The sequence below is a fragment of the Flavobacterium rarum (SeqCode) genome, from assembly GCF_965234445.1.
GTDB classification, from domain to species: domain Bacteria; phylum Bacteroidota; class Bacteroidia; order Flavobacteriales; family Flavobacteriaceae; genus Flavobacterium; species Flavobacterium rarum.
Map to the genome: position 1 here is coordinate 157037 of NZ_OZ248507.1, position 12182 is coordinate 169218.

Below are 12182 nucleotides of genomic sequence, written 5' to 3' on the forward strand. Positions count from 1 at the left end.
TTTCACTTCCATCTGGGGCAAGTATTAGTTTTTGATATTGTTTTTTGCAATTACCATTGCCATTGAATTTCATTTCAGTCGTCTGAATTCTTCTTCTGTAAAATTTTTAATCGATTTCTCCTGCGCAAATTTAGCTCTATTATAGCTATCTGAATTGTTTTTTGGAATGGAAAGGCTGTTCCATTTACTATTTTTCAACTGTTTGGCATAAAAAACAATTTGACCAATATGATACGGATAATGCGCCAATTGCCTGTTAATGGCTTCAATAACTGTGTGTCCCTCATTCCTGATATAAATAATCTCTGAAAGTTGCTCGGGTTTTAAACTGTCCAAAGCTCCTAGAAAACAGTCCCAACCAGCGTTCCATAATTCCAAAACATGTTCTTTGTTTTGCAAATCATTTTCAAATTCAGCATCACGATTTCTCGTTCCTTTCTCACCATCTGTAGTTAGGAAATCAGTCCAGCGTGACACCATATTCCCCGTCAGGTGTTTTACAATCACGGCAATGCTATTCGTGTCTTCGTTTACAGCTACAAAAAGTTGTTCCGACTCCAGTTGCTCCATGGCTTTTTCGCCTAGCATTTTATAATAGAGAAATTGCTTTTTTACACTTTCAAGATAGGATGAGGTTGCGTTCATAAATTAAAAGATTTCTTGTTCGTTACTATTTCCCGTATCGAGTGACTCTAAAATCTCTTTCCACTTGCGCTGTAGTAGCTCTTTACTAGGAAGTTTTGTTTGATAATCGGCTACTAATGTCGGCGATACTGTTCGGCTTAAAGCATATTCTACAACAATATCATCTTTGCCATTGCACAACAATATACCAATGCTGGGTTGTTCATGTGGTTTGCGAATATCTCTGTCTAGTGCTTCAAGATAAAAATTAAGCTGTCCTAAATGTTCGGGTTTAAATTTTTCTATTTTCAATTCAATTGCTACCATACAATTTAGGTTTCGGTTATAAAACAAAAGATCAATGGCGAAATCTTGATTGCCTACCTGTAATGGATACTCTTCTCCCATAAAAGCAAAGTCTCGTCCAAATTCCAATAGAAATTTGGTTATGTTTTGTGCAATTGCTTTTCTTAAATCTTTTTCTAAATGACTTTCAGGTAATTGAAGTAACTCAAGTACATACGTGTCTTTGAATGTGTTTGTTACCTCTTTTGGGAAAACTCGCTCCATTGGCGCGAGTTTTGTATTTGCCAACATTACTCTTTCAAAACAAGAGGAATTAATTTGCCTTTGTAATTCTGTTTTTGACCACTTCTCTCGAATTGTCATTTTGATATAAAATTCCCTTTCTTCAATAGACTTGCAGGGCAAAATGATGATATTATTAGTCCAAGTGATTTCTCGCACCAGTGGTGCGAGTTTTGTAAAATCTTTATAAGTTTCGAAAAACTGTTTCATTCTCCATATATTCTGAGGAGAAAAACCAGTAATATTTGGTTCTGATTGTTGAATAAAAAGGGATAAATCATTTACCACCGATTTACCCCAAGCTTTCTTTTCTACTTGTTGGCTTACATATTCCCCAACATGCCAATAAAGAGTTACCAATTCCTTGTTTACAGCATGGAAAGCATTCTCTTTTGCTTTTGATATGAGCGTCGTTATGTGTGAAAATTGTTCTTGGAGTTCCATATTTTAAAATAATCTATTTAGCTCCCCTCTCCTTTGGAGAGGGGCTGGGGGTGAGGATTATTCAATTTTTATATCATATTTATCCAAAAGTCCAACAATTCCTTGACTGGAAAACTTCGCCTTTTTCATCGGATTAAATTCGGGGTCTATTTTATAATTGTAGGCAGAGGTAAAATCTACTCCAGCCAATAGGGTGTCGTTAAAAATAGCATTATCCAAATTACAGTTCTCAAAAACCGAATTGGTCAAATTGGTTCCTATAAAAGTTACTTCTTTCATAGAGCAGGAATTGAATTTGGTTTTTGGCATTTTCTTGTTCGCAAACGAAGAGTAATCCAAAACACATTCCATAAATTGAACATTAAATAAAAAATCTTCACAGTTCTGAAATTGAATGCCTAGAAGTTTACAGTTTTTAAAACTTACCGTTTTTAAACTCGTTCCTGCCAAGTTGGTCATTGACAAATTGCAGTCAATGAACTCACAATCCATAAAAGTATTGTAAGAGAAATCACTATTGGAGAAATCACAGTTTTTGAAAATGCAATCTTCAAATTCCCGGTTGTTGATTTTTTTGTCAATGTATATGACCTTGTCGAATGTTTTTTGAATGTGTATTAGGTCTTCCATTAGTCGTTAAATATGCCTTTCATTATTATTTTTAAACCCAAAAACATCAAATACATCGATGCAAGACAGGCTAGGATTCCGATGGCCAAAACCAAATAATGCCAGTCGTTTTTTTGATTCATAAATGCATTGTAAATTACCGATGGACCTATAAACATAAGCGGCAATGCACCCGTTAAATATTTGATTCCTTTTGTTAAGTGTTCTTTGTTCATAATTAGTGAATTTTTAAAAAGTAAAAAGAATACCAATTCCATTTTGGTTAGCTATAACACTGGATGATTCTATTTTGAAATCACAATCTTTAACAGCAACTTTTTTGTTATATCCGTCTACAGCTGATTTAATTTTTTTTGAATAACCAATTTTGATGGGAATTGCTATTACAAGTGCCGCCATTCCTATAAAAGTAAATGCAGTTGGATAGGTAATGTCCTGAGTAGCACCAGCGGCTAAATCACCTATTATAAAGCCAATTCCAGCACCCATTAGAATATTTCCAACTGTTTTTTTTGTTCTTCCTGCATCATATTGATTTAATAATTCAGGTGTATTGTTTAATAAAGTTCGAACTTCTGTTGGTGTTAATTTTTGGTTGTTAGAATCTATTATGTTTCCCCCAGATTTTAAAGAAAGCGTTTGACTGTATACTAATGAAAGGTTTAATAGAAAAAAGGTAATTAGTAATGATTTAAAATTCATGGTTAAGATTTTGTTTTAGAATTGTTTTTAAATTTACAGGGCAAAGATTACTATAAAGTTTTGTTATAAAAATCAACTGCTTTTCTAACGCTTCCGTGTGTTTTTAACAATTCGGAACCTTCTTCGTAGGTAACTGGAATTTCTCCCATTATCATTTTTACGCCACGATCTACCAGTTTGCTGTTGCTCAATTGCATATCGACCATTTTGTTGCCTTTCACTTTTCCAAGCTGAATCATAGTGGCAGTGGTAATCATATTCAGTACTAATTTTTGTGCAGTTCCAGCTTTCATTCTAGAACTTCCCGTTACAAATTCTGGGCCAACAATGACTTCAATTGGAAATTTTGCCGTTTGCGAAAGCGGACTTCCAGCATTGCAGGAAATACTTCCGGTGCTGATGTTTTTTGCATTGCAGGCTTGCAAACCACCAATAACATAAGGCGTAGTTCCTGAAGCAGCGATTCCGACCACAACATCATTTTCGTTTACATTAAATGCTTTTAAATCTTCCCAGGCTTGTGTGGCTTTGTCTTCGGCATTTTCTACAGCTTTGCGAATGGCGGTGTCTCCGCCGGCAATAATTCCAACCACCAAATCAAAAGGAACTCCAAAAGTAGGAGGACATTCCGAGGCATCCAAGATTCCCAAACGACCAGAGGTTCCAGCTCCAATATAGAATAATCGGCCACCCGATTTCATTTTGGCAACAATTTCGGTTACTAATATTTCTATTTGCGGTAATGCTTTTTCTACAGCAAGAGGAACAGTTTGGTCTTCTTGATTGATATTGGAAAGTAATTCTTGAACAGACTTTTTTTCTAAATGTTCATATTTAGAGGATTGTTCGGTGGTTTTCGTGAAGGTCATTGTTTTGTTTTAAAATGGACAACTTTTATACTTGGTAAAGTTAGGGAATTTTAAAACTTTGTCTTCTTTGTGTTGTGAAAAATAGAAAGTATTTTAAAAAGAAGTGGTCATTTGAGTGTTTTCTTTGAAATTTACATTAACATCAAGTTTGTCTTTTTGAAAAACAACAAATTAACGGGGAATCGAAAGGTTGTGAGCGTTAGAAATATAACAGATATGGTCTATGAAAATTAAATTTTCTGAGAATTAAAGATTAATGATTTTTAGATTTTGTTTGTCTTTTATTAAATGAATTTTATTGATTTCTTGTTTTTTGCTTTCTGATTCTTCATTGGTTTCAATAAGGACATTGTGCATACGTTCTGCCATTTTTTCGATGCTATTGGTGATTGATTCGTAAACCAACTCCATTCTGAGGTGTTTTTCTTCTTTAACGGCTTTTAATACATCTTCTACAAAAAATTTATCATATTTTTCAGCTACAGAATCTCGTGTATTGGTAAGTCTAATGACAGCATCATTACTTAAAATCGTAACCTTAAAATGTTGCTCCTCATTACTTAAATAGTATTTACCCCCCAATTCGTCAACATTTATTTCTGTCGAACTGATTTTGAGTAACTCGGTTATTATTCCAAAAATATGATTTTCAATATTGGAATATACTCTAGCTTTTCTTTTGAAAAAATTAAACATACAAATACGAATTGTTAAGTTTTTGAGTCTTTTTTCGCATCATTTTTAGATAAGTTAGATTTGTGCTTTTAATTAGCTGGGGTAGAAAAATATCAGTTTGTTTTCTTGTACAAATTAACAGTAATGTTTTTGATAATGCAAACAATTTGTATTAATTATGAGTATTTCTGTTGTTGATGTTAAATGTTGTGTTTTTTAATAATTAAAGGATGTAATTGAGTTTTTATTGTAAATGTCTTAATTTCACAATGTTTGTTGTTTAAGCTGAATTGCGTGAGGGAAAGGAGCTGGCTACCAAAGTAGCGTGGATTGCCCGACCGCATTGAGCAAAGGGGCTGTTTAATAGATACTCTAAATAAGCCCCTTTGCTCAAGGTGGTCACGCCCAAATTTTAATTATAGTATATAGGCAAGTACAATTCCAAAGACAATCATAGAAACTTTGGCAATATTGAATTTGTGACCTTCGCTGCTTTCAAAAATGATAGTAGAGGAAATATGAAATAATATACCAATCACTACAGCAGTAATTTCAGTATAATACTCATTTAATTGAGGAAGGAAATCTGAAACAATAGTTCCCAATGGTGTCATTATTGCAAAAGTGATCATAAAGAAAAAAATTGCTTTTTTGTCAAGATTGGCATTGATGAAAAATGTGGTCAAAATAATTGCGATAGGCAAATGATGAATCGCAATTCCAATGGCTAAATCGTGATGATGGCTTACAGGAAATCCTTCAAGAAAGGCGTGAATGCAGAGGCTAATAAATAGCAACCAAGGAATTTGATTCATTTTGGCATGACCGTGAACGTGACCGTGCTCAGCACCTTTGGAGAAAAATTCTAGTATGATTTGGAACAAAATTCCCAACATAATAAAAAGTCCGATGTTGTGGTTTTTACTTTCGTATACTTCGGGTAAAAGGTGTATTACGGTGAGCGAAAGTAGGAACGAACCACTAAACGCTAGTAATAGTTTAAGATTGGTTTTACTTTTTGGCTTTAAAAATAAAGCGACAAAATAACCAATAAGTACGGATAGTAAAGGTAAAAGGTAATTCATTTTTTGTTTAACTGTTTAAAAAGTTTAAGGGCGGTTTAAAAGTTTAAAATTGTTTAAAAGTTTAAAATTGTTTAAAAGTTTAAAGTTTAAAGTTTAAAAATTGTTTAAAAAAAGTTTAAAGCAGTATGTTTTAGGTGCTAGCAATCGTTTAAATCAAAAGCAGTTTTTTCAGCATTAAACAAATTGTAACTATTCAGACTAATAAAAAAGCGACACGAATTACACGAATTAGCACGAATGGTATTCAATTTTAAAATTTAATTTGCTTCGCCTGTTCGCTTCGCTCGAGTCACGGAAATAAAAGTTCTTAAAAATTTGTGTAATTATTAAGAGTTGCTTTTTCGTGTAAATTAGTAAAATTTGTGTCTGTTTTTTTTAATTAGATGTTAATTTAGAGTTAGCTGAATAGTTACAACAAATTAAACATTAAAAAAAATTCAAACTTTTTTTAAACTTTTCAAAGTTTATTTAAAAATCATGATTAATCGTTCGCTTTCGGTTTTGTGGAATTTTTTTAGTTTGTAATCCCCAAAAATATCCAACAAAAATATCCCAGCATCTTCCATCATTTCTTCAAAGTCTTTTAGCGTTAATGCTTTTACTTTTTCGGTGAAATGATATTTCTGTGCTTGGTCTTCAAAATCAATTTCTTTGTAAATATGACCTTCTTTTAGGTAACGTTTGATATGAAAATCGATTCCATCAACAGTTTTTACTTCTTCGGGAACCAAGGTATCAATGACATTTGCAACATTCATAAAATCGATTACGGCAAAACCATATTCGGTAAGACTTTCTTTTATGGCTTTTAGTGTGGTAAGGTTGTCCTCGTCGTTTTCGAAATAACCAAAACTAGTGAACAAATTGAAAATAGCATCAAATTTGTCTTCGAATGTTTCTCGCATATCGTGCACTTGAAAATGCAAGGTTTCGTTGCTGTTTTTCTGAGCTTCGAGAATACTGTTTTCAGACAAATCGGCACCAATTACATTAAAACCCAATTGGTTTAGATAAATTGAGTGACGGCCTTTGCCACAAGCTAGATCAAGTACTTTGGCTTTCTCGGGAAGATTGAGGTAATGCGTCAGATTGTCCATAAACAACTGCGCTTCTCTATAGTTTCTTTCTTTGTAAAGGATGTGATAATAAGGGCTGTCGAACCAAGAGGCAAACCAACTTTCTGGATTGGAATTTGAATTTTGAGTGTTTTTATTTATAGAATCGGACATTTATTCTTTTTCAATTAATTTAAGTCCCGCAAATTTAGTGTATTTTTGCCGAATATTAATGATAACAATTCCTCCATTTGGGGGTTAGGGGGCTATGGAGAATTTTAAGATGATTGCTAAAACCTTTTTTGGTTTTGAAGAAATACTTGCAAAAGAGTTGACAATGCTAGGCGCACAGGATGTGGAGCAAGGGGTAAGAATGGTGAGTTTTAAGGGAGATAAAGGGTTTATGTACAAAGCGAATTTGTCATTACGTACTGCTTTAAAGATTTTGAAACCAATTTATTTTTTTAAAGCGCGTGACGAACAATCTTTATACAAAGGAATTCGTGGTACGAATTGGTCTAAATACATCAATGCCAATCAGACTTTTGTAATTGATGCAACAGTACACTCGGAGTATTTTAACCACTCTGAGTTTGTTTCTCAAAAATGTAAAGATGCAATTGTGGATCAGTTTCGTGAAAGAACGGGACAACGTCCAAGTATTGACAAGGCTTTTCCAGATTTAAGAATTAATATTCATATTGATAAAGACCAAGTTTCGGTTGCTTTGGATACTTCCGGGAATTCATTGCACCAAAGAGGCTATAGAACCGCAACGAATATTGCACCAATCAACGAAGTTTTGGCAGCAGGTATTTTGTTACTTTCGGGTTGGGATGGTCAAACAGATTTCTTGGATCCGATGTGTGGATCCGGAACTTTCTTGGCAGAAGCAGCGATGATTGCTTGTAATATTCCTGCAAACATTAATCGTAAAGAATTTGCTTTCGAAAAATGGAACGATTGGGACAATGATTTATTTGATAGCATTCAAGAAAGTTTATTGAAGCGTGTTCGTGAGTTTCATTATACTATAAAAGGGTATGATAAAGCGCCGTCTGCAGTTCAAAAAGCAAAAGATAATGTAAAGAACGCCAATCTTGATGAATATATAAAGATTGAGGAGCAGAACTTCTTTGATACCGAAAAAACTTCTGAAGGGAAATTGCATATTGTTTTTAATCCGCCTTATGATGAGCGTTTGGATATACACATGGAAGAATTCTACAAAAGCATTGGTGATACGCTGAAGAAAAATTATCCAGGAACGAATGCTTGGTTTATTACAGCAAATCTTGAGGCTCTGAAATATGTTGGACTAAAACCTTCACGTAAAATTAAACTTTTTAATGCGAGTTTGGAAGCGAGATTGGTAAAATATGAAATGTACGAAGGAAGCAAGAGAACGAAGTTTCAGGTTACAGAAGAAAAGGTTGAAGATTCAAAAGATAATGTGGAATAAATCATAGTACGTTTAATAAAAATTATATATAAAATGTCAAAATTACAAGTTAGAGCTTTTCTATACAATTTAGGTTGTTTTGCTATATTGTTTGTCTCTTTTCGTTATTTGGTAGAACAGTACACCAATTTAACTGGTTTTTGGATTCCAATGTCTGCCTTTGTTATTGGTACTCTTTTGTCTCCAAAATTTCAAGCTGCCAAAACCAAAGATGGTGAAAAACTATTTATGTCTTGGTTATTTATAAAAGGGGTAAAGGAGATTGGCTAATAGAGTAGCGGTAAAAACAAAAAGGAGTACAATTGAATATTTAGATTCTATTGTACTCCTTTTTTATGGGATTTAATTTTTGAATTATTTTTTCTTAGTCGCTTTTTTCACTGAAGCTACTTTCTTTTTGTAAATTGGAATGAAATAGGATACGTTATAATTAAAACCAGCTCCAAAATTACCATCATACGTTCGGTTAAATCCTGGAATATAAAGGTTTTCAAAGTTACTAGGCTCGGTATTTGTAATTAGCATTTTCAATTGTAAACTAAATCCAACATAAATATTGTTGAATACTTTTACATTCACACCAGCAGCAACTTCTGCCCAACTTGATGTTAAACCATCATAGGTTTTTCCAGAAGTAATACTTGGAGATTGACCAAAGTAGGGATGTGGATTGTAAATTTCATAACTGTTCAAAGTCTCGCTGAAGGTGCTAAAACCATATCGCATACCTATCGTGATCCTGTTTTCCATGTCCAGCCAATTGGTGTATCCATTATAGTCAAAACCTACTTTAATATAAGAACCTTTGTTAGTTGTACTTAATTGAGGATCTTCAACAGTGATATTTTCATTACCAAGTTCTCCATACAAATAATAATTTTTTGTAAATCGATAATCTCCAGTAAAAGCTATTCCTTTGTAATTGGAATCATATAAGGTACGCGCAATTTTGTTTACGTCTACACCAATAATCAATCCATAACGGTCCATTTTTGGTTTTATGGAGTCTTTTTTTACAGCTTCCAGTTTTTTGTCGGCTTTCTTTTTGTTAAGTTCAGGACTTTTTGTTTCTATTACTTTTACTCCTTGCTCAATACTTGTTTTCGATGTCTTTTCTTGAGCTTTTGCAAACAAAAGGGACAATGTAAAACAAATACTAAAAAAATATTTTAATGATTGTTTCATTTTCATTTGCTAAGTTGTATTTTTTTATGGATATAATTTTCATCCACTTTTCATCTGCTGCAGTTGCGTCGGTATGTATAAAAGGGGTGATTGGATCTAAATTAAAATTGGTTTTGAAACCACAAGCTCTTGAAACGTATATGTTTTCTCGAGAATATTTAAATTCCAAATTGTCTGAGTTTATTAGGAGCGAGTTATTATTGCCATAATTTAGAATAAAGGTATATTTCACAATATCAGCCTCAGTGTTTAATGGAAGCAATATGTTGTTTCCACTCGTTACATATTGTGCATCACCCGTTGCAGTTCGAGTCAGAACAACTCCATTGGTCATTCCTTCACCAATTACTTTTAAATTCGTGACATTTTTCTGAACCGATGGATTCGAAATGTCGTAAAACATTATAAGCATTCTTGGTGTAGTAGGCGTGTTTGGATCACATATATCATCTGGTTCACAACTGGAAGAAGCGAAACCGAGAATCATTAAAAAGGCAATAATTTTTTTCATATAGTCTTAAGTATTCCCCCCCCCCTCAGAGGGCAGGGGCAGTGCTTATCGTCTTTCCAAAAGTACAACATTTTCTACGTGATGTGTTTGCGGAAACATATCCACTGGACGCACTCTTGTCACTTTGTATTTTTCGTCCATTAAAGCCAAATCACGAGCTTGTGTAGCCGAGTTACAACTTACATAAACCACTTTTGAAGGTTCTATTTTTAGAATTTGTTCGATCACATCTTTGTGCATCCCGTCTCTTGGAGGGTCCGTGATAATCACATCTGGTTTTCCGTGTTGCGCAATAAATTCTTCGTTGAAAACCACTTTCATATCTCCAACAAAAAACTCGCAATTTGTAATTTCATTGCGTTTTGCATTGGCTTTGGCATCAATAATTGCTTCCGGAACACTTTCTACACCAATTACTTTTTTAGCATTTTTGGATACAAATTGCGCAATAGTTCCTGTTCCTGTATATAAATCATAAACGATTTCATTCCCAGTAAGTCCTGCAAAGTCTCTGGTTATTTTGTACAATTCATATGCTTGATCTGAATTGGTTTGGTAAAACGATTTAGCATTAATGCTAAATTTTAGTCCTTCCATTTCTTCCAAGATGTAATCTCGTCCTTTGTATAATTTGATATTGGTGTCATACAAAGTATCGTTCGCTTTATTATTAACCACATATTGCAATGAAGTAATTTGAGGGAATTTTTCGTAAAGATGATCTAAAATCAATTCTCTGTTGGCTTTGTCGTTTTCAAAAAACTGAATCAAAACCATGATTTCTCCAGTCGAAGCGGTTCTCAGCATCAAGGTTCTTAGTAAACCTTCGTGCGCTCTCGGGTTAAAGAAAGTCAAACCGTGCTCGATGGCAAAAGCGCGAACTTCGTTACGAATTGCATTCGATGGATCTTCTTGCAAATGACATTTATTGATGTCCAAGATTTTATCCCACATTTTTGGAATATGAAAGCCAAGTGCATTTCTATTGCCTAAATCTTCTTCGCTTCCTATTTCGGCTTCTGTCAACCAACGGCTGTTCGAAAACGAAAATTCCATTTTATTTCTATAAAAAAACTGTTTTTCAGAGCCTAAGATGGGTTCAAATTCAGGAAGTTCAATTTTACCAATACGTTGCAAATGGTTTTTTACCTCATTTTGTTTGAAGACCAATTGTTGGTTGTAGTTCATGTTTTGCCATTTACAACCTCCGCAAACACCAAAATGCTCACAAACAGGCTCCACTCGATATTCTGATAATTCATGAAAATGAACTGCTTTTCCCTCATAATAAGCCTTACGCTTTTTGAAAGTTTGCACATCTACCACATCTCCGGGTACTACATTTGGGATAAAAACTACTTTACCATCGGGAGCTTTTGCCACCGAAACGCCCTTTGCACCAGCATCAAGGACTTTTATTTGATGAAAGACAACTTTGTCTGTATTTTTCTTTGCCATAGCGCAAAAATAAGGCTTTGGATTTATTTATGTATTTTAATTTTAATTTTTTTTAAAAAAATTGAGCGAAGTAACAATCTATTGATATTCATCTTTCCAGTCTTTGGTTGAAATAGCTGAAGCTTTATTATCTGAATTCATCGTAACTCGAAGTTCTTTATTCGCTTTTGCATATTCAAAAAGTGCTTTAAATCGAAAGATATTTATGTTGTCGGTTTTATTCGGAATCATTTCTACAAATTCAAGATCCTTGAAAAGACCGTATTTCAGGTTGTATTTCACACAGATTTTTTTGATATTTTCAGGTGTAGATTTGGCAATGACTTTGTCTGTAGCCTCAACTTGGGTAAAAGGCTTGAATGGATCGTTATTGCAGGTTTTTAATACTCTTTTCCCCAATTCGTAGGCTTTGTTTTTTTGGGCTTCATCAGCCACACTCATTTCTGTTGGAGCAACACTTTTCCCTATTTGTTTTCCATTTACGGTTTTGGTTTTGCAGCCAAGCAACAAGAAAAAACAGCATATTATAATTGAATTTTTCATAATACTATACGTTTCTATAAGTACGTAAGGTAGCGAATTTAAGCACAGTTTTTTCATTATTAGAGACTAATCCCGCTTTCCACTTCAAATCCTCGTTCTGGAAGCAATAATACTAAGCCTAGAAAAGAGTCCCGATAGATTCTGTGTTGATTTCCAATTAAAAAATAATTTTTATTTCAAAAAAGGACCTCGGGTAATCTTTAAGATTATTGTTTTTATTGTTTCATTTATTCTTATAACCCTATGTCTTTTATTTTGGGTTTATTTCACTTGAATCACTTTTATTGTTTAATTTTGTCCTACAAAGGCGGTCAAGAACCAGCCTGTATAGCGTGTTTATGCCGTTTGTGC

The 12182-nt window shown here is 33.7% G+C and carries 15 protein-coding genes; 2 read left to right on the forward strand and 13 right to left on the reverse strand.

Translation table 11 applies throughout. From position 1 onward, the window contains the following. Nucleotides 1-69: 69 nt before the first annotated feature. The 9 genes from AC8GF4_RS18340 to AC8GF4_RS18380 all read right to left on the reverse strand — a co-directional run bounded on the left by AC8GF4_RS18340 (nucleotide 70) and on the right by AC8GF4_RS18380 (nucleotide 6846). On the reverse strand, nucleotides 70-645 hold the full coding sequence (locus AC8GF4_RS18340) for a DUF1572 family protein (RefSeq protein ID WP_506596853.1): 576 nt from the start codon (nucleotides 643-645) through the stop codon (nucleotides 70-72). Nucleotides 646-648: 3 nt separating this feature from the next. Then, nucleotides 649-1656 (reverse strand): PDDEXK nuclease domain-containing protein, encoded by a 1008-nt coding sequence (locus AC8GF4_RS18345; RefSeq protein ID WP_506596855.1) that lies wholly within the window; start codon nucleotides 1654-1656, stop codon nucleotides 649-651. Nucleotides 1657-1713: 57 nt separating this feature from the next. Then, the gene (locus AC8GF4_RS18350) at nucleotides 1714-2286 is read right to left on the reverse strand and encodes a pentapeptide repeat-containing protein (protein ID WP_506596857.1); all 573 of its coding nucleotides are present in this window, start codon (nucleotides 2284-2286) and stop codon (nucleotides 1714-1716) included. After that, complete coding sequence (locus AC8GF4_RS18355; protein ID WP_506596859.1) at nucleotides 2286-2501, reverse strand: DUF6095 family protein; 216 nt, start codon at nucleotides 2499-2501, stop codon at nucleotides 2286-2288. Before AC8GF4_RS18355 ends, AC8GF4_RS18350 begins: the two co-directional genes overlap by 1 nt. A gap of 13 nt (nucleotides 2502-2514) precedes the next feature. Continuing rightward, the gene (locus AC8GF4_RS18360) at nucleotides 2515-2988 is read right to left on the reverse strand and encodes a hypothetical protein (RefSeq protein WP_506596860.1); all 474 of its coding nucleotides are present in this window, start codon (nucleotides 2986-2988) and stop codon (nucleotides 2515-2517) included. A gap of 50 nt (nucleotides 2989-3038) precedes the next feature. Beyond that, nucleotides 3039-3857 carry an N-acetylmuramic acid 6-phosphate etherase gene (gene murQ / locus AC8GF4_RS18365; protein ID WP_506596862.1) on the reverse strand — a complete coding sequence of 273 codons (819 nt, stop codon included), beginning with the start codon at nucleotides 3855-3857 and terminating at the stop codon, nucleotides 3039-3041. 246 nt (nucleotides 3858-4103) lie between these two features. Next, a complete protein-coding gene (locus AC8GF4_RS18370) occupies nucleotides 4104-4553 on the reverse strand; it encodes a hypothetical protein (protein ID WP_506596864.1) in 450 nt (149 codons plus the stop codon). Nucleotides 4554-4948: 395 nt separating this feature from the next. After that, nucleotides 4949-5617: a ZIP family metal transporter gene (locus tag AC8GF4_RS18375; protein WP_506596866.1), complete on the reverse strand. Its 669-nt coding sequence runs from the start codon at nucleotides 5615-5617 to the stop codon at nucleotides 4949-4951. A gap of 464 nt (nucleotides 5618-6081) precedes the next feature. Continuing rightward, the gene (locus AC8GF4_RS18380; protein WP_506596868.1) at nucleotides 6082-6846 is read right to left on the reverse strand and encodes a class I SAM-dependent methyltransferase; all 765 of its coding nucleotides are present in this window, start codon (nucleotides 6844-6846) and stop codon (nucleotides 6082-6084) included. Nucleotides 6847-6940: 94 nt separating this feature from the next. On the opposite strand from AC8GF4_RS18380, the gene AC8GF4_RS18385 reads away from it, so the two are divergent. Further along, entirely contained in the window at nucleotides 6941-8134 is a 1194-nt protein-coding gene (locus tag AC8GF4_RS18385; protein ID WP_506596870.1) for a THUMP domain-containing class I SAM-dependent RNA methyltransferase, read from the forward strand. A 33-nt stretch (nucleotides 8135-8167) separates the two neighbouring features. Continuing rightward, a complete protein-coding gene (locus AC8GF4_RS18390; protein WP_506596871.1) occupies nucleotides 8168-8404 on the forward strand; it encodes a hypothetical protein in 237 nt (78 codons plus the stop codon). Nucleotides 8405-8488: 84 nt separating this feature from the next. On the opposite strand, the gene AC8GF4_RS18395 is transcribed toward AC8GF4_RS18390, so the two are convergent. The 4 genes from AC8GF4_RS18395 to AC8GF4_RS18410 form a co-directional block, all read right to left on the reverse strand. Continuing rightward, a complete protein-coding gene (locus AC8GF4_RS18395) occupies nucleotides 8489-9319 on the reverse strand; it encodes a DUF6048 family protein (RefSeq protein ID WP_506596873.1) in 831 nt (276 codons plus the stop codon). After that, nucleotides 9291-9830 (reverse strand): DUF6452 family protein, encoded by a 540-nt coding sequence (locus AC8GF4_RS18400; protein ID WP_506596875.1) that lies wholly within the window; start codon nucleotides 9828-9830, stop codon nucleotides 9291-9293. Before AC8GF4_RS18400 ends, AC8GF4_RS18395 begins: the two co-directional genes overlap by 29 nt. 45 nt (nucleotides 9831-9875) lie before the next feature. Continuing rightward, nucleotides 9876-11288, reverse strand: coding sequence for a 23S rRNA (uracil(1939)-C(5))-methyltransferase RlmD (gene rlmD, locus AC8GF4_RS18405; protein WP_506596876.1), 1413 nt, complete (start codon nucleotides 11286-11288; stop codon nucleotides 9876-9878). A gap of 78 nt (nucleotides 11289-11366) precedes the next feature. Further along, nucleotides 11367-11831 (reverse strand): hypothetical protein, encoded by a 465-nt coding sequence (locus AC8GF4_RS18410; RefSeq protein WP_506596877.1) that lies wholly within the window; start codon nucleotides 11829-11831, stop codon nucleotides 11367-11369. Between the last annotated feature and the right edge of the window lie 351 nt (nucleotides 11832-12182).

Bases quoted from the DNA above. Each gene is read 5' to 3' on its own strand.
- AC8GF4_RS18340 (WP_506596853.1), bottom strand. From the start codon at position 645: ATGAACGCAACCTCATCCTATCTTGAAAGTGTAAAAAAGCAATTTCTC.
- AC8GF4_RS18345 (WP_506596855.1), bottom strand. From the start codon at position 1,656: ATGGAACTCCAAGAACAATTTTCACACATAACGACGCTCATATCAAAA.
- AC8GF4_RS18350 (WP_506596857.1), bottom strand. From the start codon at position 2,286: ATGGAAGACCTAATACACATTCAAAAAACATTCGACAAGGTCATATAC.
- AC8GF4_RS18355 (WP_506596859.1), bottom strand. From the start codon at position 2,501: ATGAACAAAGAACACTTAACAAAAGGAATCAAATATTTAACGGGTGCA.
- AC8GF4_RS18360 (WP_506596860.1), bottom strand. From the start codon at position 2,988: ATGAATTTTAAATCATTACTAATTACCTTTTTTCTATTAAACCTTTCA.
- murQ (WP_506596862.1), bottom strand. From the start codon at position 3,857: ATGACCTTCACGAAAACCACCGAACAATCCTCTAAATATGAACATTTA.
- AC8GF4_RS18370 (WP_506596864.1), bottom strand. From the start codon at position 4,553: ATGTTTAATTTTTTCAAAAGAAAAGCTAGAGTATATTCCAATATTGAA.
- AC8GF4_RS18375 (WP_506596866.1), bottom strand. From the start codon at position 5,617: ATGAATTACCTTTTACCTTTACTATCCGTACTTATTGGTTATTTTGTC.
- AC8GF4_RS18380 (WP_506596868.1), bottom strand. From the start codon at position 6,846: ATGTCCGATTCTATAAATAAAAACACTCAAAATTCAAATTCCAATCCA.
- AC8GF4_RS18385 (WP_506596870.1), top strand. From the start codon at position 6,941: ATGGAGAATTTTAAGATGATTGCTAAAACCTTTTTTGGTTTTGAAGAA.
- AC8GF4_RS18390 (WP_506596871.1), top strand. From the start codon at position 8,168: ATGTCAAAATTACAAGTTAGAGCTTTTCTATACAATTTAGGTTGTTTT.
- AC8GF4_RS18395 (WP_506596873.1), bottom strand. From the start codon at position 9,319: ATGAAACAATCATTAAAATATTTTTTTAGTATTTGTTTTACATTGTCC.
- AC8GF4_RS18400 (WP_506596875.1), bottom strand. From the start codon at position 9,830: ATGAAAAAAATTATTGCCTTTTTAATGATTCTCGGTTTCGCTTCTTCC.
- rlmD (WP_506596876.1), bottom strand. From the start codon at position 11,288: ATGGCAAAGAAAAATACAGACAAAGTTGTCTTTCATCAAATAAAAGTC.
- AC8GF4_RS18410 (WP_506596877.1), bottom strand. From the start codon at position 11,831: ATGAAAAATTCAATTATAATATGCTGTTTTTTCTTGTTGCTTGGCTGC.